Genomic DNA, 25,111 nt, shown 5'->3' with positions numbered 1-25,111 from the left:
TGGCGTGCGGACTCGTGACAAGCTGCAAGCGCGCCGCCACCTCCACACGACTGACATGATGAGCATGATCGAACTCGATCCTCCCGGCTTCCAGCCGCCGCGGCCGATGGCCGGCGACGAAGGCTCCCGGCGCACTGTCCTGTACGGCGGCTACACCGTTTTCAGCGTGTTCCAGCCCGTTTTCTCGGTATCGCACCGACGCGCGATCGGTTATCACGCGTCGCTGCGTGCACACGACGAACATGCGCTGCAGGTGCCGTCGCACGAAGTGTTCACCCAGGCCGCCCGGCGCGGTGACCTGCTGGAACTCGGGCGGCTCGCCGAATCGCTGCATCTCGGCAATTTCAACGCCTTCGACAGCCACGACGAATGGCTTTTCCTTAGCCTGCACCCCGCCGCGCTGATGGACACCAGTTATGGCGACGCGCTCCTCGCCGGCCTCAAGGCGCTCGGCTTGCCTCCGCAACGTGTGGTGCTGGAAGTGTCCGAGCAGGCCGGCGGCGAGACCACGCGCTTCGCGGAGATCATCGACGCACTGCGCAAATCCGGTTTCCTGATCGCGCTCGACGGCTTCGGCGCGAAGCATTCGAACATCGACCGCGTGTGGAACCTACGGCCGGATATCGTCACGCTGGACCGCTGCATCCTCGCGCAAGCCAGTGAGCACTCGCATATCGAGCGCGTGCTGCCGGGCCTCGTTTCGTTGCTGCACGAATCCGGGCAACTGGTGCTGATGGGCGGTCTCAGCACCGAACGGGACGCGCTCATCGCCCTGGAATGCAACGTGGACTTCGTGCAGGGCGCTTTTTTTGCGGGTCCGAGTGTCGAGCCTGTCAAGCCGCAGGCCGCGGCCGGCCTGATGGACTCGCTCTCTGCGGCGCTGCGCGAACGCGTGGCAGAGCGCGAGCGTGCTCAAGCCACGCGACTCGCCCCTTACGTCAAGGCGCTGGAGACGGCGGCCGCTCAACTGGTGGCCGGGGAGTCGGTTTCTCAGGCCACCGCGCCGCTGCTCACGCTCGGCGAAACCGCTCGCTGCTTTGTGCTCGATGGTTCGGGCCGGCAGATCGGCGACAACGTACTGCCACCCGGACGCGCCTCGCAACGCGCCAAGCGCTTCCGGCCGCTGCTGCATTCGGAAGGCGCAAGCTGGGAGCGCCGGCCGTACTTCATTCAGGCGATGCGTACGCCAGGCCAGGTGCACCTCACCCCGCCCTATCTGTCAATCAACGAAGCGCACCTGTGTGTGACGGCCTCCATCGCGGCCCACACGCCAAACGGCACGCAAGTGCTATGCGTAGACATCAACTGGGAAATCGCGGCTCATCGCAATTGAGGGCTGCGGACGCTGCTGGATCCGCGCGAGCAGGTCGTTGACCGCCGTGCGGCCCAGTAGACGGTTGGTCGCCCGCAAGCGCTCCGCACTCGTCACGATGCGCAACGCGACTATCTTCGTCGAGCCGTCCGGCACACCGTTTGTCGTGACATCCAGCATGCCGACGATGTCGCCCCCGAAGAGCAAGGCGATGCACTGGGCGCCTGCCACGGACACCATTTCGGCCTGGTTGGCGTGCTGCGCGAGCGATGTGACGGTGTCTCTCCACCCGGCCACCGCCGGAGCTTCAGCACACACGGCAGCAACCGGCGCAGCCACGGAGGCGTCGCTGACGACTTCCGGTGTCTCGCTGAAGAGTCGCAACAATCCCACCCGATCCTGAGTTTCCAGCGCTGCCCGCAGGCGTTCCACCATCTTTCCGTGCACGACGGGATCGGGACGCTCCAAGGGTTCACCGGCGCGCTGCAATCGCTGCGTAGCGCGATGGACGATCTGTCGGCACGCAGCCGGCGTGCGTTCAAGAATCTTTGCGATCTCGGCGTAGTCGCAATCGAAGGCTTCATGCAGGACGAACGCCGCGCGTTCGTCGGGCTTCAACCGCTCGAGCAGCAGCATCACACCGTAGGACATCTCCGCCGACCGTAAGGCCAACTCCTCCGCCGATGGCGCCACTTCGTCGAGCCAAGGCTCCGGCAACCAGCCGGCAGCCTGCGAGGCGCGCTCGCGCTGCACATGCCGCAAGCGGTCGATCGCCAACCGCGTGGTGATCGTGGTGAGCCAGGCGGCCGGCGTCTGCACCTCTTGCGTGTCGGCGAGATACCACTTGAGCCAAACGTCCTGCACCACGTCTTCTGCCTCCGCGCGGCTGCCGAGCATGCGGTACGCCAGCGCGAGCAAGCGCGCGCGGGCCGCCTGGAAACTGGATGCCTTGTCAGTTACTTGTTCCGTCATGCGTAGACCTCCAGATGATGCATGGTGAAGTGCGCGCGGCGCCTGCGCGCTGCAATCGGCGTCCTTTTCCAGCATGACGTTCCGGCTGCCGCCAATGTGACAGCAGAACACAAAAATATTCCTGTCACGTCGCCGGCCTCCGTCGCGTCATATGAGCAACAACCGGCGCATGGAGCGCCCGGTTCGACGAATCAGTGGCGCGCTGCCTCCTACCGGACGCCGGCCGCCTGCTTACTGGTTACGGGCTCGCGCCGCTCAAAAACGAGGTTCTTATGCAATTCAGTTATCCAGGCGTCACCGGCCTAGGCCTCGTGCCCACCGTGATCGAACAGTCCGGTCGCGGTGAACGCGCGTATGACATCTATTCCCGTCTGCTGCGCGAGCGCATCGTGTTTCTGGTTGGACCCGTGAACGAACAGTCGGCGAGTCTGATCGTCGCGCAACTGCTCTTTCTTGAATCGGAGAATCCCGACAAGGATATTTCTTTTTACATCAATTCGCCCGGCGGCTCCGTGTACGACGGCCTCGCAATTTACGACACCATGCAATTCATCAAGCCGGAGGTTTCCACCTTGTGCACCGGCTTTGCCGCGAGCATGGGCACTTTCCTGCTGACCGCGGGCCAACGCGGCAAGCGGTACGCGTTGCCCAACGCGCGCATCATGATTCATCAGCCGTCGGGCGGCAGCCAGGGTACGGCGGCGGACGTCGAGATCCAGGCCAGGGAGGTGATCTATCTACGTCAGCGCCTGAACGCCATGATGGCCGAACGTAGCGGGCGCAGCATCGAGGAAATCGAGCGGGATACCGATCGCGACAACTTCATGTCGGCACAAGGGGCGAAGGCGTATGGCCTCGTCGACGAGGTGTTGGAGACGCGTGCGGCGCTCGGCGGATCGACATCCCCCCAGAACCTGTAGCGCGGCTGCTGCAAGGTGCGCGGGCACGAGCACGGACGCAGTCACGAAGCGGAACGCGCAAACCCGAGGCACAAGGCGCAGAAGGCTCACGAGGCAAGCGGCGCGCTGCGTCGGGAACACAAAAGCTGATCACCTTCGCTGGAATCGCTATCATGGTCGCGATTCGTCGAATTCGACGATCGCTTCAATGGAGATATTCATGGCGTCATCCAACGAAACCGTCAGCATGGCGCTATTCTGCGACTTCGAAAACGTCGCGCTCGGCGTGCGCGACGCGAAGTACGACAAGTTCGATATCAAGCTGGTGCTCGAACGCCTGCTGCTCAAGGGCAGCATTGTCGTGAAGAAAGCATACTGCGACTGGGATCGCTACAAGAGTTTCAAAGGCGCGATGCATGAGGCCAATTTCGAATTGATCGAAATTCCGCACGTGCGCCAATCGGGCAAGAATTCCGCCGATATCCGGCTCGTCGTCGATGCGCTCGACCTTTGCTACACGAAATCGCATGTCAATACGTTCGTCATCATCAGCGGCGACTCGGACTTTTCACCGCTGGTCTCGAAGCTGCGCGAGAACGCGAAGCAGGTGATCGGCGTCGGCGTGCAGCAATCCACGTCCGATTTGCTCATTGCGAACTGCGACGAGTTTTTCTTTTACGACGACCTCGTGCGCGAAAGCCAGCGAGCGGTTGCCAAGCGGGAGTCGTCACGGCCGCAGCAGGCCGCCCAACCGGCGACCAAACGCAGCCCCGACGAGGAGAAAAGCCGCAACAAGGAAGACCTCGAAAAACGCCGCACCAAGGCGGTCGAGATCGCGGTGCAAACATTCGACGCACTCGCTTCCGAACGCGGCGACAGCGGCAAGATCTGGGCGTCCGTGCTGAAGAACGCCATCAAGCGCCGCAAACCGGATTTCAACGAGACCTACTACGGTTTCCGCGCCTTCGGCAATTTGCTGGAAGAGGCGCATGCGCGCGGCCTGCTTGAATTCGGTCGCGACGAAAAGTCGGGCGCATACGTGTATCGCAGCACGGCGGCACATGGTCTTGGCGAAAACTCGACTGAGGCGTCGGAAGCGTCGGAAGCGGGTGAGTCGGCGGAACAGCTGTACGAAGCGCAGGTCGCCGAAGCCGTGGCCGCGGAGTCGGGCGGCAAGCACGAATCGCGTCGTCGCGGCCGTGGCAATCGTAAAACGGGCCGTGGCCAGCAGGAAATCGTTCATGAGGAGCGTCAAGCCGGGGAGCACGATAGCGCGCAATCGCGCGCCGAGAGCGGCCGGCGCGCGCGAGTGTCCAGGAACGCTGAGCCCACTTTCGAGCAGACGGAGGTTTCTCTCGCAGAGGCGCAATCTTCCGAGATCGCATGGGAGACCTCAGCAGGCGATGCGGAAACCCCCGCAGCGGGCTGGGCAACCTCGGCCGCTGAATCCGAGCCAGCCAATAGCGCCGACGAACCGGACCTCGGCACGCCGCAACCCAAGCGCCGCAAGGAGCGCGCTCCGCGCAAAACCGCGGCGAAGAAAGCAAAGAAGACTACGCCGCGAAGCATCGAAGAGATGCCGCAAATCGCAGCGCCTGCTGACCCCGCCGCATCGACTTCAACGGCCACCGCGGAAGAAACACCCGCACCGGCGAAAAAAGCCGCCCGCAAGACCGCGGCACGCAGCCGCCGTCCGCGAAAAACAGCCGCGACGAGCGACGCGGAATAACAAGCGGCGTAATCGAGCGGTGTGGTGCGGTGCGCCGCGCCGCGCCGCGCCGCCGCACAGTGTCACTTGCGGGTGCGTGTGTCGCGCCTACAGCATCAACACCAAGCCACTGAGCACACGCCCGGCAAACAAAAGCCCCTGTTCGCAACGAACAGGGGCTTTTTTTAACGAAGCGTCCCGAACCGCGATCGCCATCGCCATCGCCATCGCTTTCGCCACCATCACCACCTAAAACAACCCAAACACCGCCACCCCATTGGTCGCGCCCACAAACACCTTGCCGCGCGCGATCATCGGTGTGATGAACTTGTTGCCCGCGCCCCACTGATCGCGCGACCCTGCCTGATTGCTGTTGTACAACTCGTGCGCGAGATTGCCGGCATCGTAGGCATGCAACGCGCCCGTCGTGCCGTTTTCCGCCACCCAGACAATGCCATTCCCCGAGCCGTTCGCCGACACGGCTGGCGTCGCGCCGGGATAGGCAAACGTGATCGCACTCTTGGACGCGGCGGTCGTCGCGAGGAATGCGTTCGTGATCGGCAGCGCCTTCAGGTTGTCGTTCCAGCCGCCGTAATAGACGACGCCGTTGTAGTAGGCCGGCGAGCCCCAGATGCCGCCCGCCAGCGTGCCGATCAACTCCTGCCAGATATTGTTGGCGGTCGGGCTGAACTTGCCCATGGCATCGCGATCGACGACATAAATATTGTTGTCCTTACCCGCCGCCACCGCCAGATGCTTGACGACTCCACTCGCGGTCGTCTGATCCGGCAGCACCAGCACGCCGCCTGAGCCGAAATCGTTGTCGGCATTGGCCTCTGCGACGACGTTGTTCATCGCGAAGTAGTCGGTGACCTGCAGGTTTCCTAACGACAGCTTCATCATCGAGTTGCCGTAGTCGCCATCCACAGGAAAGCCCTGCGCGTTGAGCGTCGTGCCGAAAGTGCCATTGCCGTCGGCGAGATAGAGCGAGGTGCCGTCCGACGACATGCCCGACCCCGCCATCCAGATCGAGCCCTGGCTGCCGTTCGGCGTGATGTTGAGCACACTGGTCTGCTTCAGCGTGTCAGCGCTATAGGCCATCAGCCAGCCGGTGTAAGCGCCAGCCATGCAATGCGCGGTCCAACCCATATAGATGTTGCCGCCCACCAGCGTCAGCGCTGCGCGCTCGGTATGTTCCGCCGGGTTAAAAGCAATCACGCCATTGACGCTGCCCGCGCCATTGCCCGGATACGTGGCCGCGATCTCGGTGGGACCGCCCAGCACTTCCGCACCCGTCGTCAGGTCGAGCGCATGGAGGCGGTGATGGTAAGTGCCGCTGGCGTCCTTCGTCATCGCCACAGCGTATAGCACGCCGTTTGCACCGCGGTTGCGATCGATCACCGGTGTCGACGTAACGCCGATTTCCGGCGTGAAATCCTGGCAGCTGAAATTGTCGCTCGACGTCTCGCCGTTGCCGACCAGCGATACTTTCCACAATTGCGCGAACGTGGTGGCGTCATAGGCGTACACGCTGTCGTGCTCGGTGGCGACATACACCACGTCGTGCGTCGTCCCGCCTATCGAAAGACTGGTGACGAAGAGCGGTTGCGCATCCACCTTGCCATCCGCAGCAAGAAACGCGACTTTGCCAAAGCTGGTGGAGTTGACGTTGCTCAGGGTGAGGTTAGTCTCGGCGAGCATCTGCCCGGTACGGGCGAGGTCGTTGTGGTGCATCAGCACGTCGGTGGCGAAGGCGGTCGTCGTCGTGGTCGTGCTGCCGGTTCCGGTAGAGCCGGTGCCGGTCGTGGTCCCGCCGCCGGTCGATGTGCCGCTGCCGGTGCCGCTGCCAGTGCTGCCGCCGCCGGCAGCCGAACCCGACGCCGTGCCGGACGTGCCGCCCGAGCCACCGCCGCCGCACGAGATAAAGCAGCCGGCGATAAACACCATCGCTAACCAGGCGCGCACACGGGACCAGACATTCGGATTAAACGTGCCGGTTTGCAGTCGCCGCATATTCGCCTCGTTCGCGCGATATTCGGCCCGCTCCGCATGCCGCTAGGGCGGAGTCGACAACCTTGCGTGCTGGCCGGAATGGAATGGATGATGACGACTACACAGGACCACCAGGTAACTGGTAATCATCCAACTCCTTTCAAACGTACGCGGTTTAATGGCGGCATTGCCGCCATCCTTTCGCGCCTTTCCGCCATACGTGACAAAAGCTTTACAGCAAAAAACCGGCCCGCCCCCGCGCGGAATCGATGTGTGTCGACCAGACAGGGCGCCGGTTACCGGGATCAGTAGTACGGATACGGGGCGTACACGGCCGGCGGCGGCGCATAGTACCGTGGCGGCGGCGCGTAGTAGTAAGGTTGCGGCTGGACATAGACCGGCTGCGGGGCATAAGCCGGTTGCGGCTGCGAAATCGTATTGCCCTTGGACGTCATGCACTGGGCGTAAGCCGCGTCGTAACGTGCCTGCATCCCGGCGGCGGAATATTGCGCGCCGTTGGCGCCGTTCGCGCCGCCGATCAACAGCCCGCTGCCCGCGCCGATCGCCGCGCCTGCGCCGGGGTTGCCGGCCGCTGCACCGATCAGTGCGCCGACTGCCGCGCCGCCGAGCGTGCCGATCGCCGCACTGTTGACGCCGTTGGCCGTAGCCGCCTGAGCGGCGCCGTTGGGGTCGGTGGAACGGTTCGCATAATCGCGGCATGCGTAGTCGTCCTGCTGGAACTGGCCGAGCGGCTCGCCGCTCTTCGGCAATGCGACCACGCTCGGACCGCTCGGCGGCATCACCGCGCAGCCGCCGAGCGCAAGCGCCAACAAGGCGGCCGGTAGCGCGATACCCATCGATTTAGTGCTGGAGATCATGTTGGTTGGTGCGGTTCAGAGCCTGTGGAATTCAAACGTTAGGCTATTCGCGCCATCTCCTGGTTACGGGATCGTTACAGAAAGTTTTTCGCTTACATCCGCGCGACGCCGGCGCAAGGCGCGAAGCACGGTCAGCGAGGCTGGCCAACGCCCCGATGCGCGGCACGAAGACATATCGCGTAACGCTTGTAAGCGCGGCCGCAACCTGATTTCAGCGACGGCGGCCTAAACTGGCCTCCGCTCGAATCGCACCGTCCAGCGGGAGATATCGGCAGCTGCGCCCCGGCAGTTCCCCGTCAACGAAAATTCAAGGATGTCACGATGAACCGGCTTGTTTTCGCAATGGGCGTGGCTTGCGCAGCCGGCCTGTCGCCGGTGTTCGCCCAGTCGAACCCGGCTATGCCGAGCTCGGTGCTGGTCCAGCCGACCACGTCGTTTCCCAGCGCGTCCATCGCGCAGAACTTCCAGTACATCAACCACCCGCCGCCCGTCGCGCCGGCAAGCGCGGTAACACCGAGTGGCGGCGGTCGCGGTCACAAACGTCGGCAGGCATCGAGCGATTCGGGAAACGACGGCGGCAGCTAGACGCAGCTGAATCGACAGACGAGGCCGCATAGCGACGCGCAGGCTAAAGCCCACTCAATGAAGCCGTCAATGGCCGCCACGCTGTTACGAACTGTGACAAAACTCGTCGCCGAAAGCCGGTCCCAACCCGTCGCAGATCAATAAGAACGGTCGAGCCCGGCAGACGGGAACAGCCGCGGATCAACGCCAGAATCAACGCCAGAATCAGCACAGGGTTCCACACCGCTATCACGCTCGAGCTTGCCGCGCGCGGCACGGCTCGACCGCTCGCACCACGCTTGCCATGCATTGCGATACGCCACTTCGATATGCCGCGCGAAGCGCGCACCGTCCATCAACGGCGAGGCGGTGAGACGGCTTCGCAACTCGCCGCGCAGGCGCGCGAGGCGCGGCAGATCGCGTACGAGCTCGACGGCAATGTCGACGAACTGCGCGTCGTTATCGGCGACGAGTTCGCGCAGATTCAGATTGGCCGACTGACTCAGTCCGGCACGCCCCACGGCCGTATTGCCGACCCGCGTCACGACCGGCACACCCATCCAGTAGGAGTCGAGGCTCGTCGTATGGCCGTTGTACGGAAACGTGTCGAGTCCGACGTCGATCTCGTGATACGTGCGCAGATAGTCCGCACGCGGACGAAACGGCGTAAAGGCGATCCGCCCGGCGGCGATACCCTGTTGCCCCAGCCGTTCGAGCAAGCTGTCGCGCGCCGCGCCCTCGGGCGCCATCAGCAGCAAACGGGCGTCGCCGATTTCGCGCATCACCTTGCCCCACATACCGAAAGTCGCGTCGCTCAGCTTGCAGGGATTGTTCAGGCAGCCGAAGGTCGGATAGCCGTTGGTCAGCGCCGGCAACGCGTTCACGGCTGGCGTACCGGTCAGCGGGTCGTAGCACCAGAAGGAATCCGGCAGACGGATCGAACGTTCGCTGTACATTGCATCGGTGCCGGCGGGATCGAGCCAGGGATCGGTCAGCCGGTAATCGATCGCGCCGATACCCGTCGTCCCCGGATAGGCGAGCCACGCGATCTGCACCGGCGCGGGCTTGCGCGCGAACAGCAGCGGACGGCCATCCGCCATATGCATGGTCAGGTCGATCAGAATATCGATCGCATCGTCGCGGATCAGCAGCGCAAGCCGTTCGTCGTCGAGGCTGCGCACGTCGCGCCACACGTCGGCACAAGCGGCGACGCGTTGCGTCAGATCGTCAGGCCGCGCGACGCTCGAATAGCAGAAAATCTCGAAGCGATCGTGATCGTGATGCGACAGCAGCGGCAGCGTGAACAGCGTCTGGCAATGGTCGCGGAAATCCGGCGACACATAGCCGATCCGCAAACGGCGCGTCGCGACCGGATCGTTCGAATGCGGCCGGTGCGCACCGCGATGCGGCGCTTCATGGCGCGCCGACCAGCGACGGCATTCATGCAGCAAGGGCTGCGCGTGCTCCGCCTGAAACGTCAGCGCATAAGCGAGGTTGCTGTGCGCGACGACGTTGCCGGGATCGCAGGTGAGCGCACGGCGAAAGCAGTCGATGCCGTCCGCGAGGTGCCCCTGGTCTTTCCGCACATTGCCGAGATTGTTATGCGTCACCGAATGATGCGGCTCGACGGCGAGCGCTTCGCGAAGATACGCCTCCGCCTTGGCCAAACGGCCATGCTTGCGCATCAGGGTCGCGGCGTTGTTGAGCGCGGCCACAAAACCCGGACGCAGGCGGATCGCCGCGTCGAACGCGTGCGCGGCTTCCTCACGCAACCCTGCTTCCTGATACGCGACGCCCAGATTGTTGTAGGCATCGGCATGGGCCGGCGACTGCGCGATTGCCTGCCGATAGTGGCTCACGGCTTCGTCGCGCCTGCCGAGCGCATGGAGCGAATTGGCGAGGTTATACGCGGCCTCGGGAAACGCGGGGTCCAGTTCGAGCGCACGCGTCAGTCGCGCGGCCGCGCGCGAGCAATCGCCGCGCTGATGTAACGCAACGCCGAGATTGACGAGACCACATGGCGCGTCCGGCGCCGCCGCCACCGCCGCTTCGAGTAGCACGAGCGCTTCATCCAGACGGCCAAGCGATTCGAGCAGCGTGCCGAGGTTGGTGAGCGCATTGGCGTCCCCCGGCTGCACGTCGATTGCGCGACGATAGGCGGCTTCCGCTCGCTCCGTGTCGCCGTTCTGGCGATGACAATTGCCGAGATTGTTGAGCGCGTCGGCATGAGCCGGATCGAGCGCAAGCACGGCTGTGTAGGTGTCGATTGCCGCGCGGTAGTCGGCGGTCGATTGCTGCGCCGCAGCTAGCGCGAACAGAACGTCGGCGGATGCGGCTTCGAGCGCCAGCGTTTGACGATAGGCCAGAATCGCCTCCGCAAAACGATGCGCGGCCGCGAGCACCTGAGCGCGAACGAAGTGATAACGCGGATTGTCGGGAATCTGGTTCAGCGCCCGATCGAGCCAATCGAGCGCGCGATCGTTGGCACCGCATTGCATGTCGAGCACGCCGAGGCGAAACATGACATTGGCGTCGGCAGGCTCGATGGCCAGCGCGTTTTCGTATAGCTCACGCGCGGGACCGAACTCGCCCGCGATATGGTGTGCTGTCGCGAGTTCCAGAATCTGCTTGCTGTCCATCGTGCCCCCGGGCGTAGCGCTTTTTTTGTCGATTGCGCGTCGCCCGGACAGCTGTCCGCATCGCACCCCTGCGATGCTCCGCGCGTGACGTGACAAGGCAACGGCCGCGCGAAATGGATGAACGCTCCTGAACGATAGCGAGCCAGGGCTTACCGATGTTTACCAGTTATCTCCCACCGCAACATGCAGCAACGGATTGTGGGCACTGTCCAGAGCCGATGACGGCAGGCAACGGTGATGCGTCGTGGGAAGATCGCTGGCAATCGCAAGGCGGCCTGCGCGCGCGCCGCCGGCCTGCCAGCCGGGCGCGAGCGCCAGTCATGGCGAGGCGTCGGAGGTAATAAAGCTTTCGATGGTGAAACGCCGAGCTTTCGACAAGGCCGCATTCATGATGCGAAAAGCTGACGAAGCTTGCCAGGTGGAAGAAATACTTAGTAACCCGTAAGTAACAGAGGCGCAAAACTACGCCCCGAAAAAACAGAAAGCCCTCGCGCAGGAGGGCTTTCTGATTCATCGCAAACCCGACCGGACACCGCCGCCGGGTTCACGCGACAACCGGCAATCTCAGGCGAAGTTCTTCGCTGCGAATTCCCAGTTGGCGATGTTCCAGTACGCTTCCACGAACTTCGGACGCGCATTGCGGTAGTCGATGTAGTAAGCGTGTTCCCACACGTCGATGGTCAACAGTGCCTTCGCGTCCGTGGTGAGCGGCGTGGCAGCGTTGCTCGTCGAGACCAGGTCGAGCGAACCGTCGGCCTTCTTCACGAGCCATGCCCAGCCCGAGCCGAACGTGCCGACTGCGGTCTTGGCGAATTCTTCCTTGAACTTGTCGAACGAACCCCACTTGGCGTTGATCGCGTCAGCCAGTGCGCCGGTCGGCGCACCGCCACCTTGCGGCGACAGGCTGTTCCAGAAGAACGTGTGATTCCACACCTGAGCCGCGTTGTTGAACACGCCGCCCGATGCTTTCTTGACGATCTCTTCGAGCGACAGGTTCTCGAACTCGGTGCCCTTGATCAGATTGTTCAGGTTGGTCACATAGGTCTGGTGATGCTTGCCGTAGTGGTAGTCCAGCGTCTCTTCCGACATGTTCGGAACGAGAGCGTTTCTGGCGAACGGCAGCGGCGGGAGCGTATGTTCCATGGTGCATTCCTTCTATCTGTATCTGTTGTGGGGGAGTTCTGCGGATAACGCTTTTGAGCACTCGATTGTAGGCGAGTTGGAATAACCCCGCAAACGACCGGACTTTATGCCAGGCATCGGCGAACATGCAGGACAAAGCGCGCAATTCATGCGCGCGCACGTCGCGTGCCCGATACGCGCGGCCGTCAAAAGTACGGCCGTGCGCAGCGCGGGCGACGTGTCAGAAACCGTCGGTCAAACGCGGTTGGACATCGGCGAGCGCGATGTCCGCGGCCCCTTCGGCGAGATGCACCGTGAGGCGCCGCCCCGGTTTCAGCGACGACGGCGCGCGCACCGCGCGGCCGCTCTGCGCGTCGAGCACGGCGGCATAGCCCCGCTCGAGCGTGCGCTGCGGGCTCAGCACTTCGAGACGTGCGGCCAGCGTGGTGATTCGTGCGCTCTGACGTTCATGCTGGCGTAACAATGCGGCGTCGAGGCGTTGCGCGAGATGGCCGAGCTTCGCCTGCTGCGCGGCGAGATCGGGACGCCAGCGCTGCCAGCGCATCTGCAGCAGCGAAAAACGCGCTCGTGCATCACGCACTGGCCGCGCGCCTGCCGACGCCAGCCGCACGCTCAGTTGCTGCAGATGGATGCGTTGCCGCGCCAGTCGTTCGGCCGGTGACACCAACCGGCGCGCGAGCCAGTCGAGTTGCTGGGCGCGCCGCTCCATCATGCGGCCAAAGCCCCGCGCGAGCGTGGCGTGCCGTTGATCCAGTTCGCGCAGCAGCAGCACGCGTTGCGGGCTGACGAGTTCCGCGGCGCCGGTGGGTGTCGGTGCGCGCACGTCGGCGGCAAAATCGGCGATCGTGAAATCGGTTTCGTGACCGACGCCACTTACTACGGGAATAGCGCTTTCGGCGATCGCGCGCGCCAGCACTTCTTCGTTGAACGCCCACAAATCTTCAATCGATCCACCGCCGCGGCAGACGATCAGCACGTCGACTTCGCGTCGCGCGTTGGCGGCGTCGACCATCGCCGCGAGTTTGCCGCTGACGCCCGCGCCCTGCACCGGCGCGGGATAGACGATCACCGGAATATGCGGCGCACGGCGTGACAGCGTCGTCAGCACGTCGCGCAAGGCGGCGGCCTGCAACGACGTGACGATGCCGATGGCACGCGGATGCGACGGCAAGGCGCGCTTGCGCTCGGCGGCGAAGAGGCCCTCGGCTTCCAGTTGCGCCTTGAGCTTGAGAAAGGCTTCGTACAGACGCCCCTGCCCCGTGCGTCGCACGGCTTCCACGTTCAGTTGCAATTCGCCGCGCGGCTCGTACATCGTCACCAGCGCGCGCACTTCGATGCGGTCGCCCTCGCGCGGCGTGAATTCGGCGTATTGCGCACGGCCACGGAACATCACGCAGCGCATTTGCGCCTGGGCGTCCTTGATCGAGAAGTACCAGTGGCCGCTCGCGGCGCGCGTGAAGTTCGACACTTCGCCGGCGACCCAGACGAGCGGAAACGAGCGTTCGAGCATCGTGCCGATCGCACGATTGAGCGCGGACACGGGAACGACGACCTCACCGCCGGGCGCGGCGGACGAAGAAAACGGGCTTTCGGGATTCATGCGAGGAATATCTGTGACTGGCCGGACAGACGATAGACCGTGCGGCCATCCGCGTCCAGCGCGACGGCTCCTGGCGCGCCCAATTGTTAAAAGTGTCCACATGGCGGGAGGCGCCAGACGATTCCCGCCAGACCGCTCGGCGAGCCGCATGAATTCGAAGCATCTCATTGATTTATATAGACTTTACATCTCGTTAAAGAGAATGATTGCCGATACCGGGCGCTCCGAACGGCCTTCTCCGGCGATTGGATGGCAGGTTCTCCACAAAGTTATCCACAGGCTGCGGAGCTCGCGCAAGGAGAGATCGGCGCTCGGGGCGGCCGCACGACGACTTGCCCGGCGGGACGCCCGCGCGCTAGAGTGGCGGGTTCGACGGCATGCCGGCACCCCGCAGAAGCCGCCATTGCGGCACACTGCGCGAACCGGTTCGACGCCGCCGACGCACATGGTCGCTGCTTGCGCTTGCGCCGCTGTCCCTGCCGTTGCGTCACGTTTCGCCTCTTTTTCGACTTGTCCGGAGAACCGCGTTGATGCTTGCCCCGCGTATTGCGCCTAGCGCCTTCACGCCGCCGTCCCGGCCCCTTGCGACGAACGGCGCGCCGCTCGTCCAGGCGATTCGCCCATGAGCGACCTCAACAACCGTCTCGAAGCACGCCTCACCCGCGAATGGCAGCAGCGCGGCCCGCTCGCGTGGGCGCTGACGCCTTTCGCCTGCGTGTTCGGCGCGATCGCCGCCGCGCGCCGCGCCGCTTTCTCGTTCGGCTGGTTGAAGTCGGTGCGCATTGGCGTGCCGGTGGTGGTGGTCGGCAACGTCACCGTCGGCGGCACCGGCAAGACGCCGACCGTAATCGCGCTGGTCGAAGCCTTGCGCGTCGCGGGTTTCACGCCAGGCGTGGTGTCGCGTGGCTACGGTGCGCGCGTGAAGACGCCGACGCTGGTCACGGCCGGGTCGGCTGCGAGTGTCGGCGGCGACGAGCCCTTGCTGATCGCACGCCGCACCGGCGCGCCGGTGTGGGTCTGTCCCGACCGCGTGGCTGCCGCGCAGGCGCTGTGCGCAGCGCACCCCGAAGTCGACGTGATCGTGAGCGACGACGGCTTGCAGCATTACCGCCTCGAGCGCGACGCGGAACTGGTCGTGTTCGATCATCGTCTGGGCGGCAACGGTTTTCTGCTGCCGGCCGGTCCGCTGCGCGAACCTCTGTCGCGCCGTCGCGATGCGACGCTGGTCAACGATCCGTACGCGCGCAGCTTGCCCGCATGGCCGAACACGTTCGCGCTGCAACTCGCACCCGCCGATGCCTGGCACCTGGACAATCCGGCGCTGCGCCGCCCGCTCGCGCAATTCAGTGGCGAACGCGTGCTGGCCGCCGCCGGCATTGGCGCACCCGAGCGCTTTTTCGCCACGCTGCGCGCCGCCGGCATCACGCCTGCCACGCGCGCGCTGCCGGATCACTACGCATTCGAGCGCAATCCTTTCACCGATGCGGATGCCGACGCCATCCTGATAACGGAAAAGGATGCGGTAAAATTGGGGGCCTGGCACGATGCGCGCATCTGGGTCGTCCCCGTTGAAGCCGCGCTCGATCATCGCCTCATTGCATTAGTTGTGGAGACAGTCCGTGGACGCTCGCCTGCTTGAAATTCTCGTCTGCCCGATCTGCAAGGGCCCGCTCAGCTACGACCGTTCGGCGCAGGAGCTGATCTGCAACGCGGACAAGCTCGCCTACCCGATCCGCGACGGCATTCCCGTGATGCTGGTCGACGAAGCGCGTCAGACGGTCGAAGGCACGCCGGTCGATCTGAATCCGGGCTCCGTCGCCTGAATACGGCCGGCTGCAGTGGGCACGCGCGAATTCAGCGTGCGTCGCTCGACCGGTGCGCGTTTCCGTTCGCACCGGTTTCGAACGACATCTGCCGCGAACCGCGTCGACCGTGAACACGACGAACGTGGCGATGCTGCGTTCCTTGCCTTCGCTGTGCGTCCCGGTTGTCTTTCCCGTCTGCGTCCGCGCTACCCGCGCTGACGTTTTCCTTCGGTTCCATCGCTGTCCGCCCTCCCGATGACCCAAGCCAACTCCACTCCCCCGTTCATCGCCGTCGTGCCGGCCCGCCTCGCTTCGACGCGCCTGCCCAACAAGCCGCTCGCCGACATCGGCGGCAAACCGATGGTGGTGCGGGTCGCCGAACGCGCCCGCGAATCCGGCGCGCAGCAGGTGCTGATCGCCTCGGACGCGCAATCCGTGCTCGACGCCGCCCGCGACCATGGCTTCGAAGCCGTGTTGACGCGCGCCGACCATCCGTCGGGCACCGACCGTCTCGCGGAAGTCGCGGCGCACTTCGGCTGGAGCGACGACACCATCGTGGTCAACGTGCAGGGGGATGAGCCGCTGATCGATCCGGCGCTCGTCTGCGGCGTTGCGTCGCACCTGGCGGCCAGCGAAGGCTGCGCGATCGCCACCGCCGCTCACCCGATCACCGATCCCGCCGAGATTTTCAATCCGAATGTCGTCAAGGTCGTACTCGACGCACGCGGCGTGGCGCTGTACTTCTCGCGTGCGCCGATTCCCTGGGCTCGCGACGCCTATCAGCCGCACTGGCCGAACGTCGCGGCCATGCCTGTGCCGCCCGCACCCGCCGTGGTTTACCGGCATATCGGTCTGTACGCCTATCGCGCTCAATTCCTGCGCACGTACCCCACGCTGGCGATCTCGCCGATCGAACAGGTCGAGGCACTCGAGCAATTGCGGGCGATGTGGCACGGCGAGCGGATCGCCGTGCGCGTGACGGATAATGCGCCGCTTCCAGGTGTCGACACCCCCGCCGACCTCGCGCGGGTACAGGCTTTATTCGGGTCTTGAGCGTAAAAACCCATGGCATAATCGGACGGTTGTGCGCGCCTCCCGCTACCAGCGAGAGCCAGGGTTTTTCCCGGTCGCGCCGTTTGGCAGCTTGCAGCGCCGTCGTGTTCGACGAGCAGCGCGAGCCGCGAATGGCAGCCGACGCGGGGCCCTCGGCAAATCGTGGGAAGGCTGCAGCGTCATCAAAGAATTCACATAGATCTGGAGATATCACATGCGTTTGATCCTTTTGGGTGCGCCCGGCGCGGGTAAGGGCACTCAGGCAAACTTCATCAAGGAAAAGTTCGGCATTCCGCAAATTTCCACGGGTGACATGCTGCGCGCGGCCGTCAAGGCAGGCACGCCGCTCGGCATCGAAGCCAAGCGCTTCATGGATGCCGGCGAACTGGTGACAGACGAGCTGATCATCAATCTGGTGAAAGAACGTCTGCAGCAGGCAGATTGCGCGAACGGCTATCTGTTCGACGGTTTTCCGCGCACCATTCCGCAAGCCGAAGCGATGAAGCTGGCCGGCGTCGCGATCGACTACGTGCTGGAAATCGACGTGCCGTTCGACGAGATCATCGTGCGCATGAGCGGTCGCCGTTCGCACGCCGCGTCGGGCCGCACGTACCACGTGAAGTTCAATCCGCCGAAGGTGGAAGGCGTGGACGACGTGACCGGCGAGCCGCTGATCCAGCGCGACGACGACAAGGAAGAAACGGTCAAGAAGCGTCTGGAAGTGTACGAAGCGCAAACCAAGCCGCTGATCGCCTATTACAACACCTGGGCGAAAGACGGCGACGCCTCAACCCCGCTGAAAGCGCCGCAGTATCGGCGTATTTCGGGCCTCGGCAGCGTCGACGAAATTCGCGCGCGCGCGTTCGATGCGCTGAAGTAATCGCGCGTCGTTCTGTGTTTTGTTCTGCGAAAAACCCGCCCTGTCCGGCGGGTTTTTTTCATTTTGGCGGGCTCAGCGGCCCATGTCACGCGCGCTTCCAAGGCGTAGCGCAGTGGTTTTAATTAGCCATCCGTACGGCTTCGACGCTGCATCGGGTGGCCTACCCTGCTTCGCTTTCCGCGCTGCAGCATAATCGTTACAATCGACCATCGAAAAGATATTCGATCTCGACACAACTGAACAACCGTAGCAAAGGAGAAGACATGGAGATTCGCGACAACGTATTCCTGATCACCGGCGGTGCATCGGGTCTCGGCGCTGCCACGGCGCGCCTGTTAGTCGAGAACGGCGGCAAGGTGGTGCTCGCCGATCTGAATCAGGATGCCGGCGAGGCGCTCGCCAACGAACTCGGCGGCGTCTTCGTCAAGTGCGACGTGAGTCGCGAAGACGACGCCACGCAAGCCGTCGAGGCTGCCACGAAGCTCGGCACGTTGCGCGGCCTCGTCAATTGCGCGGGCGTCGCGCCAGCGGTAAAGACCGTCGGCAAAGACGGCCCGCATCCGCTAGACGCATTCGCACGCACCATCTCGATCAACCTCATCGGCACCTTCAACATGATCCGGCTCGCCGCCGCAGCCATGTCGAAGAACGAGCCGAATGCGAATGGCGAGCGCGGCGTGATTATCAACACGGCGTCGGTAGCAGCTTACGACGGCCAGATCGGCCAGGCGGCATACGCGGCGTCCAAAGGCGGCGTGGTCGGCATGACGCTGCCGATCGCACGCGACCTGTCGCGCAACGCGATTCGCGTGATGACGATCGCCCCGGGCATCTTCGAAACACCGATGCTGCTCGGCATGCCGCAGGAAGTGCAGGACGCCCTCGGCGCGATGGTGCCGTTCCCTTCGCGCCTGGGCAAGCCGGTGGAATATGCGATGCTGGCGAAGCAGATTTTCGACAACCCGATGCTCAACGGCGAAGTGATTCGTCTGGACGGCGCGATCCGCATGCAGCCGAAGTAAGCATGCCCGTCGCGCACTACTTTATGCAGCCGCGCCAAAGAAAAACGCCTGCACATGATTCATGTGCAGGCGTTTTGTTTGATCTGAGCGATAACGCGGGAGACTTGAGCGCTCAGTCGCGATCGTCGTGCTGCGTGCGTTGCCGCAACTCGTGCAACTGCGATTCCACTACCGTGGCGTCCTCCGCGTCGGGCCGGTCGCCTAGATAGTGCTCGAGGTCTTCCAGCGCGGGCCGCAGATAGTCGAGTCGCGCATACGCGAAGCCGCGATCGCGCACTTCTTCGATACTTCCCGGCAGCAGAATCACGAGCCGTTGCTGCACCGCCAGCAGGCGCTGCCAACGCTCCGTCTGAAGATACGTGGACTTCAGATTACGCAGCATGCGGGCGATGATCTCGCGCCGCGTAGCCGGCTGCAGCAGCATGCGCAACGCCCGGCTCACCGACTCGCCCGCCGACGCCACATACGGCTCCAGCATCTCGACCATCTCCGATTCGGAGAGCGAATGTCCGCTGGTCGGATCGAGCATCACGTCGCCGTCGGGCGTGGTCACGCGCAGCAGAAAATGCCCGGGAAACGACACGCCGCGCGCCGGCACGCCGATCTGCTCGGCCATCTCCAGATACAGCACCGCCAACGAAATCGGAACGCCGCGGCGACGCTTGAGTACCGCGTTCAGATGACTGTTGTCGGGGTCGTAATAATCGTTGAGATTGCTGGCGAAACCCAATTCGCGGAAGAAGAACCGGTTGAGAATGCCGACCTTCTGGCGGATGTCGGCGTCGTCCGGCATGCGGCGCTGCAGACGCACCACCAGTTCATCGATCTCGGCCAGAGTGCCTTGCAGATCGAGATCGGGATAGGCGTCCTGCGCGAGCGAGAGCGCCGCCTCGGTCAGCGGCAGGCTGTCGTCTTCCGCGACCAGCGTGCTGAAATAGTCGAGAACTCGCGTCATCGTGATCACTTCACTCGCCTTTTGAAATACGCGTACTTGAAGCCCATCAGCCAAAGCATACCGAAATATAGCGCGGCGAACAGAACGAGGCACGCAGCCAGCAATGCCATGCGGTCGACCGGCCGGTCATGCATGGCAATCCAGTCGAAGCTGATGGCGAGCCAATGCATCGCGCCGGCCAGCACGAGGCACGCGCCGAGCAATTGCACGAAGAATTTGAGCCAGCCGCTCGAGGGCATATAGATGCCGCGTTTGCGCAAGCCAAGGAACAGGAACAGTGCGTTCACGCAAGCACCGAGGCCGACGCTGAGCGTCAGGCCCGCGTGCGCGAAGATCGGCACGAACACGTAGTTGCTCAATTGCGTGACGATCAGCACGCCGATGCCGATCTTCACCGGCGTCTTGATGTCCTGCTTCGCGTAGAAGCCGGGCGCGAGAATCTTGATGAGAATCAGGCCGATGAGGCCGACGCCGTACGCCGACAGCGCGCGGCTCACCATCACGACCGAGTTGCCGTCGAACTTGCCGTAATGGAACAGCACGGCGGTCAGCGGTTCGGCGAAGAAAAACAGCGCCACGGCGCTCGGCGCGGCCAGCAGGAAGGTGACGCGCAAACCCCAGTCGAGCAACGACGAATACTCGTGCGGATCGGCGTCGACGTGCGCCTTCGAGAGGCTCGGCAACAGGATCGTGCCGAGCGCGACGCCCAGCAGCGCGGTCGGAAACTCCATCAGCCGGTCGGCGTAGTTGATCCACGAGACGGCGCCCGGGCCGATACGCGAGGCAATATTCGTGTTGATGATCAGGCTGATCTGCGCGACCGAGACCGCGAACATGGCGGGCACCATCTTCGACAGCACCCGCTTGACGCCGCGATGCGCGAGCGCCTTCACCGGATTCAGGCCGATGCGCGGGATCATGTCGATCTTCTTCAGCCCCGGCAGTTGCACGATGAACTGCAGCACCCCGCCGGCGATCACCGCCCACGCGAGTGCGTAGACCGGCGTGTGCATGCGCGGCGCGACGAACACGGCCGCGACGATGAACGCGACATTCAGCAGAACCGGCGCAAAGGCTGGCAACGAAAAGTTCTTGTACGTATTCAGCACGCCGGACGCGAGCGACGTCAGCGAAATGAAAATGATGTACGGGAACATGATGCGCGTCATCGTGACGGCGAGCGTGTAGGCCTGGCCCTCATGCGCCAGCCCCGACGCGACGATGAACACCACGCCCGAGGCGAACACCACGCCGAGCAGCGAGAGGACCGCCAGCGCCCAGGCGAGCACCGTCGAGGTGGCATCGACCAGCGCCTTGGTGGCGTCGTGACCCTGCTGGTTCTTGAACTCGGCGAGGATCGGCACGAAAGCTTGCGAAAACGCGCCCTCGGCGGAGATACGCCGCAGCAGGTTCGGGATACGGAAGGCGACGTAGAACGCGTCAGTGAATTGACTGGCACCGAACGCACGAGCGATCAGCGTTTCGCGGGCCAGTCCGGTCACGCGCGACAGCAGCGTGAAGCCGCTGACCGTCAGCAGGGCTCGGAATAGATTCATGGGGCGCTTATTATAGGGTGCCGCAAGTGCGGACGACGAGCCTGAACGCGAATCCGACCGATTTACCGGCAAGACGTTCGCTCGACCCGGTCGATTGGCGTGTTTTTTGTGGATTGTCGGCGGGTTGAGCCGCTCCGCCGCCTTCTCGCCAGCCGCGTGCCGGGCCCCGCGCCAGACTTTACACGGCGGGGCTTCACGCCGCAAAAGCGCATTCCCGTTGCCACGTGCCTGATTTTGTTGCTATAATCGCCGGTTTCGAAGCTCGCTCAATTTTCGGACGGGGATCAGGCAGGCACCATGCCCGCCGCCAAAACCCTCGAATACCCCGAAAACTCAAGCCCGCCTTCGCGTAGTTCGATCGATTTTTTCGACACTTTTTGCGCTCTTGGGCAATCGCTTCCAAGAGTTCGATCTAAAAGCAGCACCTCACCACTTGAAGGTCGGGTACTGGAAACAGGAACAGGATAAGGAACCGTCATGGCTAATACCGCACAAGCACGCAAGCGCGCCCGCCAGGCCGCCAAAGCTAACTCGCACAACTCGGCACTGCGCTCGAAGTTCCGCACGGCTATCAAGGCTGTCCGCAAGGCGATCGACGCCGGCGACAAGGCTAAGGCCGCAGAAATCTTCTCGGCATCGTCGAAGACCATCGACATCATCGCCGACAAGAAAATCGTTCACAAGAACAAGGCTGCTCGCCATAAGAGCCGTCTCGCTGCAGCCATCAAGGGTCTGCAAGCGTCCGCAGCGCAGTAATTCCGGTCAGCCCGCTTCGGTGGGCTACCTCCTGTTTCCGCTGCACAGAAAAGCCCGCCTCGGTGGGCTTTTTTGCTTGGGGCCAGGCAGGTTGCGTTGAAACTCACCGCGCCGGACACAAAAAAACCCGCTACACGCGGGTTTTTGCTTTTGCCGATCCGGTTTCCCCGATCAGGCCTAAATCACGTGCCGCTTGGCTATCGGCGTAGCGTGCTCGAGTTGCAACTCACACGCCTCGGTCACGACGAGGTCGTTGTCTTTCGCGAAGTTGAGCACGAAGTCGAAGGCCATCGGTTCGATGTCACGCAAACGCGAATCGAGAATCACACACTTGAGGTCGCCGATCATGGTCGGTCGGACATACACCGAGTACTGCATATAGGCGTTCGGCCCCTTCTTCGACCCGGGACCGAAACATGCCATCACGCCTGCGAGCCGCTCCGACCAGTCGCTCGGCCGGAATCGCTTTCCCTTCGACGTGATGCCCTGAATGAAAAATTCGGTTGGAGCTTCTTCGGCCATGTAGGAATACCTGTGTGACTGCCCAGCGGAATGACGGCAAAGCGGACGGCAAGTGGTCTTCATGCCTGAACCGCCGTACTCGCCGCGTTGGCGAGCCGCGCCACCAGAAACCGCGAAGGGCTGGCTAAGCCGCCTTGGCGCTTGTCATGACGGCGAACCGCGAGCAGGCTTTCCGACCGCGCGAGCCGTGTCCCGCAGGCGAAATACCGGCCTGCTGGGCTTTGGGATAACCGGTAGATTATAGCGCAGCGGACCTTTTTCCGCAGCGCACACAAGCCCTCACAGACGCTTGCACGACGCTTTCAAGCAGCTTTCCCGGCCTTTTAGCCGACTCGTCAAACGAGGCGAAATCCTTTATGCTGCATTGAGTTACCACAAACGACGGCGGCGCCGTCCGGCAATCCTGCCGGGTGAGACCGCCGTATTTGTTTCATGACCGCCAAGAAAATTCGCCACTACCTGCAGTTCAAAGATTTCTCGCTGGAAGACTACGAGTACGTGCTGGAACGTGCGCGCATTCTGAAACGCAAATTCAAGAACTACGAGACCTATCACCCGCTGCACGATCGCACGCTGGCGATGATCTTCGAAAAAAATTCGACGCGCACGCGTCTGTCGTTCGAAGCCGGAATTTTCCAGCTCGGCGGCCACGCCGTCTTCATGAGCACGCGCGACACGCAACTGGGCCGTGGTGAACCGATCGAAGACGCTGCGCAAGTGATCTCGCGCATGGTCGACATCATCATGATCCGCACGTTCGGCCAGGACATTCTCGAGCGTTTCGCCGAAAACTCGCGTGTGCCGGTGATCAATGGGTTGACCAACGAGTACCACCCCTGCCAGGTGCTGGCCGACATCTTCACGTTCTTCGAGCATCGCGGTCCGATTCGCGGCAAGACGGTCGCGTGGGTCGGCGACGCCAATAACATGCTGTACACGTGGATCGAAGCGGCACAGATTCTCGGCTTCAAGTTGCGCCTGTCCACGCCGCCGGGCTACAAGCTCGACCACGCGATGGTCGCCGCCGACAGCGCCCCGTTCTACGAAGAATTCGACAACCCGAACGAAGCCTGCACGGGCGCCGATCTGGTCACCACCGACGTCTGGACCAGCATGGGCTTCGAGGCCGAGAACGAAGCGCGCAAGAAAGCCTTCGCCGACTGGTGCGTCGACGCCGAGATGATGGCGCTCGCCAATCCGGACGCGCTCTTCATGCACTGCCTGCCCGCCCACCGCGGCGAAGAAGTCAGCGCGGAAGTGATCGACGGCCCGCAGAGCGTCGTGTGGGACGAGGCGGAAAACCGTCTGCACGTGCAAAAGGCTTTGATGGAATACCTGCTGCTCGGCAAGCTGAACCATTAAGCGAGCCGTAATCGCAGCATCTGCGTGCAGCGCGACGGGGCCTTGTACACGAGGCAAGGCCGCCAGATCCGCGCCACACATCCGGCCGAATTTCAGGGCTTCACGAGAGCCCGGCCGTACGCCGCAACGCCCCAAAAACGCGGGCGTTTGGCGGTTTAGTGTCAAAATAGTGGTTTTCCGCGCTCCGGAACTGCCGGGGCGCCTTGTTTTCCCGCTTTCTCCAGCTACGAGTTCACCATGAGCGATATCAAGAAAGTCGTGCTCGCCTATTCGGGCGGCCTCGACACCTCCGTCATCCTGAAGTGGTTGCAGGACAACTACGACGCCGAAGTCGTCACGTTCACGGCCGACATCGGCCAAGGCGAAGAGCTGGAACCGGCGCGCAAGAAAGCCCTGCAACTCGGCATCAAGCAGGACAACATCTTTATCGAAGACCTGCGCGAAGAATTCGTGCGCGACTACGTGTTCCCGATGTTCCGCGCCAACACGATCTACGAAGGCGAGTATCTGCTCGGCACGTCGATCGCGCGTCCGCTGATCGCCAAACGTCAGATCGAAATCGCCCGCGCCACCGGCGCGCAAGCGGTCTCGCACGGCGCAACCGGCAAGGGCAACGACCAGGTTCGCTTCGAACTCGGTTACTACGCGCTCGAACCCGGCATCAAGGTGATCGCACCGTGGCGCGAATGGGATCTGCTGTCGCGCGAAAAACTGCTCGCGTACGCGGAAAAAGCCGGTATTCCGATCGAAATGAAGCACAAGCAAGGCGGCGCGCCGTATTCGATGGACGCGAACCTGCTGCACATCTCGTTCGAAGGCCGTCACCTGGAAGATCCGAAAGCGGAAGCCGAACCCGACATGTGGCGCTGGACCGTGTCGCCGGAACAGGCGCCGGACCAGGCTGAATACATCGACATCGAGTACGAGCACGGCGACCCGGTCGCGATCAACGGCAAGCGTCTGTCGCCGGCTGAAATGCTGACCGAACTGAACAGTCTGGGTGGCAAGCACGGCATCGGCCGTCTGGATCTGGTGGAAAACCGCTACGTCGGCATGAAGTCGCGCGGCTGCTATGAAACGCCGGGCGGCACGATCATGCTGAAGGCGCACCGTGGCATCGAGTCGATCACGCTCGACCGTGAAGTGGCCCACCTGAAAGACGACCTGATGGCTCGTTACGCATCGCTGATTTATAACGGCTACTGGTGGAGCCCGGAGCGTCGCGCGATCCAGGTGCTGATCGACCATACGCAGGAGAAGGTCAACGGCTGGGTCCGTGTGAAGCTGTACAAGGGCAGCGTGTCGGTGGTCGCTCGCGATTCGAAGGAAACGCTGTTCGACAAGGCCATCGCAACGTTCGACGACGACGGCGGCGCTTACAACCAGGCCGACGCCGGCGGCTTTATCAAGCTGAACGCGTTGCGCATGCGGATTGCGGAAAACGCACGTCGTCAACGCGGCTGATGGCGGGCGGTTCGGTGAAAGTCGACGCG

The 25,111-nt window shown here is 63.3% G+C and carries 21 protein-coding genes; 12 read left to right on the top strand and 9 right to left on the bottom strand.

Annotation, left to right across the window (positions count from 1 at the left end; genetic code table 11):
- Window positions 1-58: 58 nt before the first annotated feature.
- Entirely contained in the window at window positions 59-1,333 is a 1,275-nt protein-coding gene (locus tag FQ705_RS30500) for an EAL domain-containing protein (protein WP_144148330.1), read from the top strand.
- Here the strand turns inward: FQ705_RS30500 and FQ705_RS30495 are convergent.
- Window positions 1,289-2,284, bottom strand: a complete 996-nt coding sequence (locus FQ705_RS30495; protein ID WP_144148167.1) for a sigma-70 family RNA polymerase sigma factor — start codon at window positions 2,282-2,284, stop codon at window positions 1,289-1,291. The two genes, FQ705_RS30500 and FQ705_RS30495, sit on opposite strands and share 45 nt — an antisense overlap.
- 272 nt (window positions 2,285-2,556) lie before the next feature.
- On the opposite strand from FQ705_RS30495, the gene clpP reads away from it, so the two are divergent.
- Together clpP and FQ705_RS30485 are read left to right on the top strand one after the other, a co-directional pair.
- Window positions 2,557-3,204 (top strand): ATP-dependent Clp endopeptidase proteolytic subunit ClpP, encoded by a 648-nt coding sequence (clpP, locus tag FQ705_RS30490; protein ID WP_144148165.1) that lies wholly within the window; start codon window positions 2,557-2,559, stop codon window positions 3,202-3,204.
- Window positions 3,205-3,403: 199 nt separating this feature from the next.
- Window positions 3,404-4,912 (top strand): NYN domain-containing protein, encoded by a 1,509-nt coding sequence (locus FQ705_RS30485; protein ID WP_144148163.1) that lies wholly within the window; start codon window positions 3,404-3,406, stop codon window positions 4,910-4,912.
- 228 nt (window positions 4,913-5,140) lie between these two features.
- On the opposite strand, the gene FQ705_RS30480 is transcribed toward FQ705_RS30485, so the two are convergent.
- The gene (locus FQ705_RS30480; RefSeq protein ID WP_144148161.1) at window positions 5,141-6,904 is read right to left on the bottom strand and encodes a PQQ-binding-like beta-propeller repeat protein; all 1,764 of its coding nucleotides are present in this window, start codon (window positions 6,902-6,904) and stop codon (window positions 5,141-5,143) included.
- A gap of 284 nt (window positions 6,905-7,188) precedes the next feature.
- Window positions 7,189-7,761 carry a glycine zipper family protein gene (locus FQ705_RS30475; protein ID WP_144148159.1) on the bottom strand — a complete coding sequence of 191 codons (573 nt, stop codon included), beginning with the start codon at window positions 7,759-7,761 and terminating at the stop codon, window positions 7,189-7,191.
- Between the two features lie 321 nt (window positions 7,762-8,082).
- Between FQ705_RS30475 and FQ705_RS30470 the strand changes: the two genes are divergently transcribed.
- The gene (locus FQ705_RS30470; protein ID WP_144148157.1) at window positions 8,083-8,346 is read left to right on the top strand and encodes a hypothetical protein; all 264 of its coding nucleotides are present in this window, start codon (window positions 8,083-8,085) and stop codon (window positions 8,344-8,346) included.
- A gap of 137 nt (window positions 8,347-8,483) precedes the next feature.
- Here FQ705_RS30470 and FQ705_RS30465 read toward each other — a convergent pair whose 3' ends face one another.
- From FQ705_RS30465 to xseA, 3 genes are all read right to left on the bottom strand, one after another.
- Window positions 8,484-10,964, bottom strand: a complete 2,481-nt coding sequence (locus tag FQ705_RS30465; protein ID WP_144148155.1) for a tetratricopeptide repeat protein — start codon at window positions 10,962-10,964, stop codon at window positions 8,484-8,486.
- A 564-nt stretch (window positions 10,965-11,528) separates the two neighbouring features.
- Window positions 11,529-12,107: a superoxide dismutase [Fe] gene (gene sodB, locus FQ705_RS30460; RefSeq protein WP_144148153.1), complete on the bottom strand. Its 579-nt coding sequence runs from the start codon at window positions 12,105-12,107 to the stop codon at window positions 11,529-11,531.
- Between the two features lie 220 nt (window positions 12,108-12,327).
- On the bottom strand, window positions 12,328-13,707 hold the full coding sequence (gene xseA, locus FQ705_RS30455; RefSeq protein WP_144148151.1) for an exodeoxyribonuclease VII large subunit: 1,380 nt from the start codon (window positions 13,705-13,707) through the stop codon (window positions 12,328-12,330).
- Between the two features lie 622 nt (window positions 13,708-14,329).
- Here xseA and lpxK point away from each other — a divergent pair.
- From lpxK to FQ705_RS30430, 5 genes are all read left to right on the top strand, one after another.
- Window positions 14,330-15,346, top strand: coding sequence for a tetraacyldisaccharide 4'-kinase (gene lpxK / locus FQ705_RS30450; protein ID WP_144148149.1), 1,017 nt, complete (start codon window positions 14,330-14,332; stop codon window positions 15,344-15,346).
- Entirely contained in the window at window positions 15,327-15,530 is a 204-nt protein-coding gene (locus tag FQ705_RS30445) for a Trm112 family protein (protein ID WP_006050060.1), read from the top strand. The genes lpxK and FQ705_RS30445 overlap by 20 nt, the downstream gene beginning before the upstream one ends.
- Window positions 15,531-15,767: 237 nt before the next feature.
- Complete coding sequence (kdsB, locus tag FQ705_RS30440) at window positions 15,768-16,565, top strand: 3-deoxy-manno-octulosonate cytidylyltransferase (RefSeq protein ID WP_144148147.1); 798 nt, start codon at window positions 15,768-15,770, stop codon at window positions 16,563-16,565.
- Between the two features lie 214 nt (window positions 16,566-16,779).
- Window positions 16,780-17,445 (top strand): adenylate kinase, encoded by a 666-nt coding sequence (adk, locus tag FQ705_RS30435; RefSeq protein WP_144148145.1) that lies wholly within the window; start codon window positions 16,780-16,782, stop codon window positions 17,443-17,445.
- Between the two features lie 263 nt (window positions 17,446-17,708).
- Complete coding sequence (locus FQ705_RS30430; protein WP_144148143.1) at window positions 17,709-18,467, top strand: 3-hydroxyacyl-CoA dehydrogenase; 759 nt, start codon at window positions 17,709-17,711, stop codon at window positions 18,465-18,467.
- Between the two features lie 112 nt (window positions 18,468-18,579).
- On the opposite strand, the gene FQ705_RS30425 is transcribed toward FQ705_RS30430, so the two are convergent.
- Together FQ705_RS30425 and murJ are read right to left on the bottom strand one after the other, a co-directional pair.
- Window positions 18,580-19,422, bottom strand: a complete 843-nt coding sequence (locus FQ705_RS30425) for a SirB1 family protein (protein ID WP_144148141.1) — start codon at window positions 19,420-19,422, stop codon at window positions 18,580-18,582.
- A gap of 5 nt (window positions 19,423-19,427) precedes the next feature.
- Window positions 19,428-20,978, bottom strand: a complete 1,551-nt coding sequence (gene murJ, locus FQ705_RS30420) for a murein biosynthesis integral membrane protein MurJ (protein WP_144148139.1) — start codon at window positions 20,976-20,978, stop codon at window positions 19,428-19,430.
- Between the two features lie 477 nt (window positions 20,979-21,455).
- Here murJ and rpsT point away from each other — a divergent pair, with 477 nt between their 5' ends.
- The gene (gene rpsT, locus FQ705_RS30415; protein ID WP_144148137.1) at window positions 21,456-21,734 is read left to right on the top strand and encodes a 30S ribosomal protein S20; all 279 of its coding nucleotides are present in this window, start codon (window positions 21,456-21,458) and stop codon (window positions 21,732-21,734) included.
- A gap of 177 nt (window positions 21,735-21,911) precedes the next feature.
- On the opposite strand, the gene FQ705_RS30410 is transcribed toward rpsT, so the two are convergent.
- A complete protein-coding gene (locus FQ705_RS30410; protein ID WP_144148135.1) occupies window positions 21,912-22,256 on the bottom strand; it encodes a DUF3579 domain-containing protein in 345 nt (114 codons plus the stop codon).
- Window positions 22,257-22,688: 432 nt separating this feature from the next.
- On the opposite strand from FQ705_RS30410, the gene argF reads away from it, so the two are divergent.
- Both argF and FQ705_RS30400 read left to right on the top strand, forming a co-directional pair.
- Entirely contained in the window at window positions 22,689-23,618 is a 930-nt protein-coding gene (gene argF / locus FQ705_RS30405; RefSeq protein WP_144148133.1) for an ornithine carbamoyltransferase, read from the top strand.
- Between the two features lie 237 nt (window positions 23,619-23,855).
- Entirely contained in the window at window positions 23,856-25,082 is a 1,227-nt protein-coding gene (locus FQ705_RS30400) for an argininosuccinate synthase (protein ID WP_144148131.1), read from the top strand.
- Window positions 25,083-25,111 lie beyond the last annotated feature (29 nt).

Source organism: Paraburkholderia sp. BCC1884, from assembly GCF_900996225.1.
In the GTDB taxonomy this organism is placed as follows: domain Bacteria; phylum Pseudomonadota; class Gammaproteobacteria; order Burkholderiales; family Burkholderiaceae; genus Paraburkholderia.
The sequence above is the reverse complement of the archived record's forward strand: the minus strand, read 5'-3'. Positions and strand labels throughout refer to the sequence as shown.

What these genes read in the sequence shown, in the direction of transcription:
- FQ705_RS30500 (WP_144148330.1), top strand. Translation starts at nt 59, where the DNA reads ATGAGCATGATCGAACTCGATCCTCCCGGCTTCCAGCCGCCGCGGCCG.
- FQ705_RS30495 (WP_144148167.1), bottom strand. Translation starts at nt 2,284, where the DNA reads ATGACGGAACAAGTAACTGACAAGGCATCCAGTTTCCAGGCGGCCCGC.
- clpP (WP_144148165.1), top strand. Translation starts at nt 2,557, where the DNA reads ATGCAATTCAGTTATCCAGGCGTCACCGGCCTAGGCCTCGTGCCCACC.
- FQ705_RS30485 (WP_144148163.1), top strand. Translation starts at nt 3,404, where the DNA reads ATGGCGTCATCCAACGAAACCGTCAGCATGGCGCTATTCTGCGACTTC.
- FQ705_RS30480 (WP_144148161.1), bottom strand. Translation starts at nt 6,904, where the DNA reads ATGCGGCGACTGCAAACCGGCACGTTTAATCCGAATGTCTGGTCCCGT.
- FQ705_RS30475 (WP_144148159.1), bottom strand. Translation starts at nt 7,761, where the DNA reads ATGATCTCCAGCACTAAATCGATGGGTATCGCGCTACCGGCCGCCTTG.
- FQ705_RS30470 (WP_144148157.1), top strand. Translation starts at nt 8,083, where the DNA reads ATGAACCGGCTTGTTTTCGCAATGGGCGTGGCTTGCGCAGCCGGCCTG.
- FQ705_RS30465 (WP_144148155.1), bottom strand. Translation starts at nt 10,964, where the DNA reads ATGGACAGCAAGCAGATTCTGGAACTCGCGACAGCACACCATATCGCG.
- sodB (WP_144148153.1), bottom strand. Translation starts at nt 12,107, where the DNA reads ATGGAACATACGCTCCCGCCGCTGCCGTTCGCCAGAAACGCTCTCGTT.
- xseA (WP_144148151.1), bottom strand. Translation starts at nt 13,707, where the DNA reads ATGAATCCCGAAAGCCCGTTTTCTTCGTCCGCCGCGCCCGGCGGTGAG.
- lpxK (WP_144148149.1), top strand. Translation starts at nt 14,330, where the DNA reads ATGAGCGACCTCAACAACCGTCTCGAAGCACGCCTCACCCGCGAATGG.
- kdsB (WP_144148147.1), top strand. Translation starts at nt 15,768, where the DNA reads ATGACCCAAGCCAACTCCACTCCCCCGTTCATCGCCGTCGTGCCGGCC.
- adk (WP_144148145.1), top strand. Translation starts at nt 16,780, where the DNA reads ATGCGTTTGATCCTTTTGGGTGCGCCCGGCGCGGGTAAGGGCACTCAG.
- FQ705_RS30430 (WP_144148143.1), top strand. Translation starts at nt 17,709, where the DNA reads ATGGAGATTCGCGACAACGTATTCCTGATCACCGGCGGTGCATCGGGT.
- FQ705_RS30425 (WP_144148141.1), bottom strand. Translation starts at nt 19,422, where the DNA reads ATGACGCGAGTTCTCGACTATTTCAGCACGCTGGTCGCGGAAGACGAC.
- murJ (WP_144148139.1), bottom strand. Translation starts at nt 20,978, where the DNA reads ATGAATCTATTCCGAGCCCTGCTGACGGTCAGCGGCTTCACGCTGCTG.
- rpsT (WP_144148137.1), top strand. Translation starts at nt 21,456, where the DNA reads ATGGCTAATACCGCACAAGCACGCAAGCGCGCCCGCCAGGCCGCCAAA.
- FQ705_RS30410 (WP_144148135.1), bottom strand. Translation starts at nt 22,256, where the DNA reads ATGGCCGAAGAAGCTCCAACCGAATTTTTCATTCAGGGCATCACGTCG.
- argF (WP_144148133.1), top strand. Translation starts at nt 22,689, where the DNA reads ATGACCGCCAAGAAAATTCGCCACTACCTGCAGTTCAAAGATTTCTCG.
- FQ705_RS30400 (WP_144148131.1), top strand. Translation starts at nt 23,856, where the DNA reads ATGAGCGATATCAAGAAAGTCGTGCTCGCCTATTCGGGCGGCCTCGAC.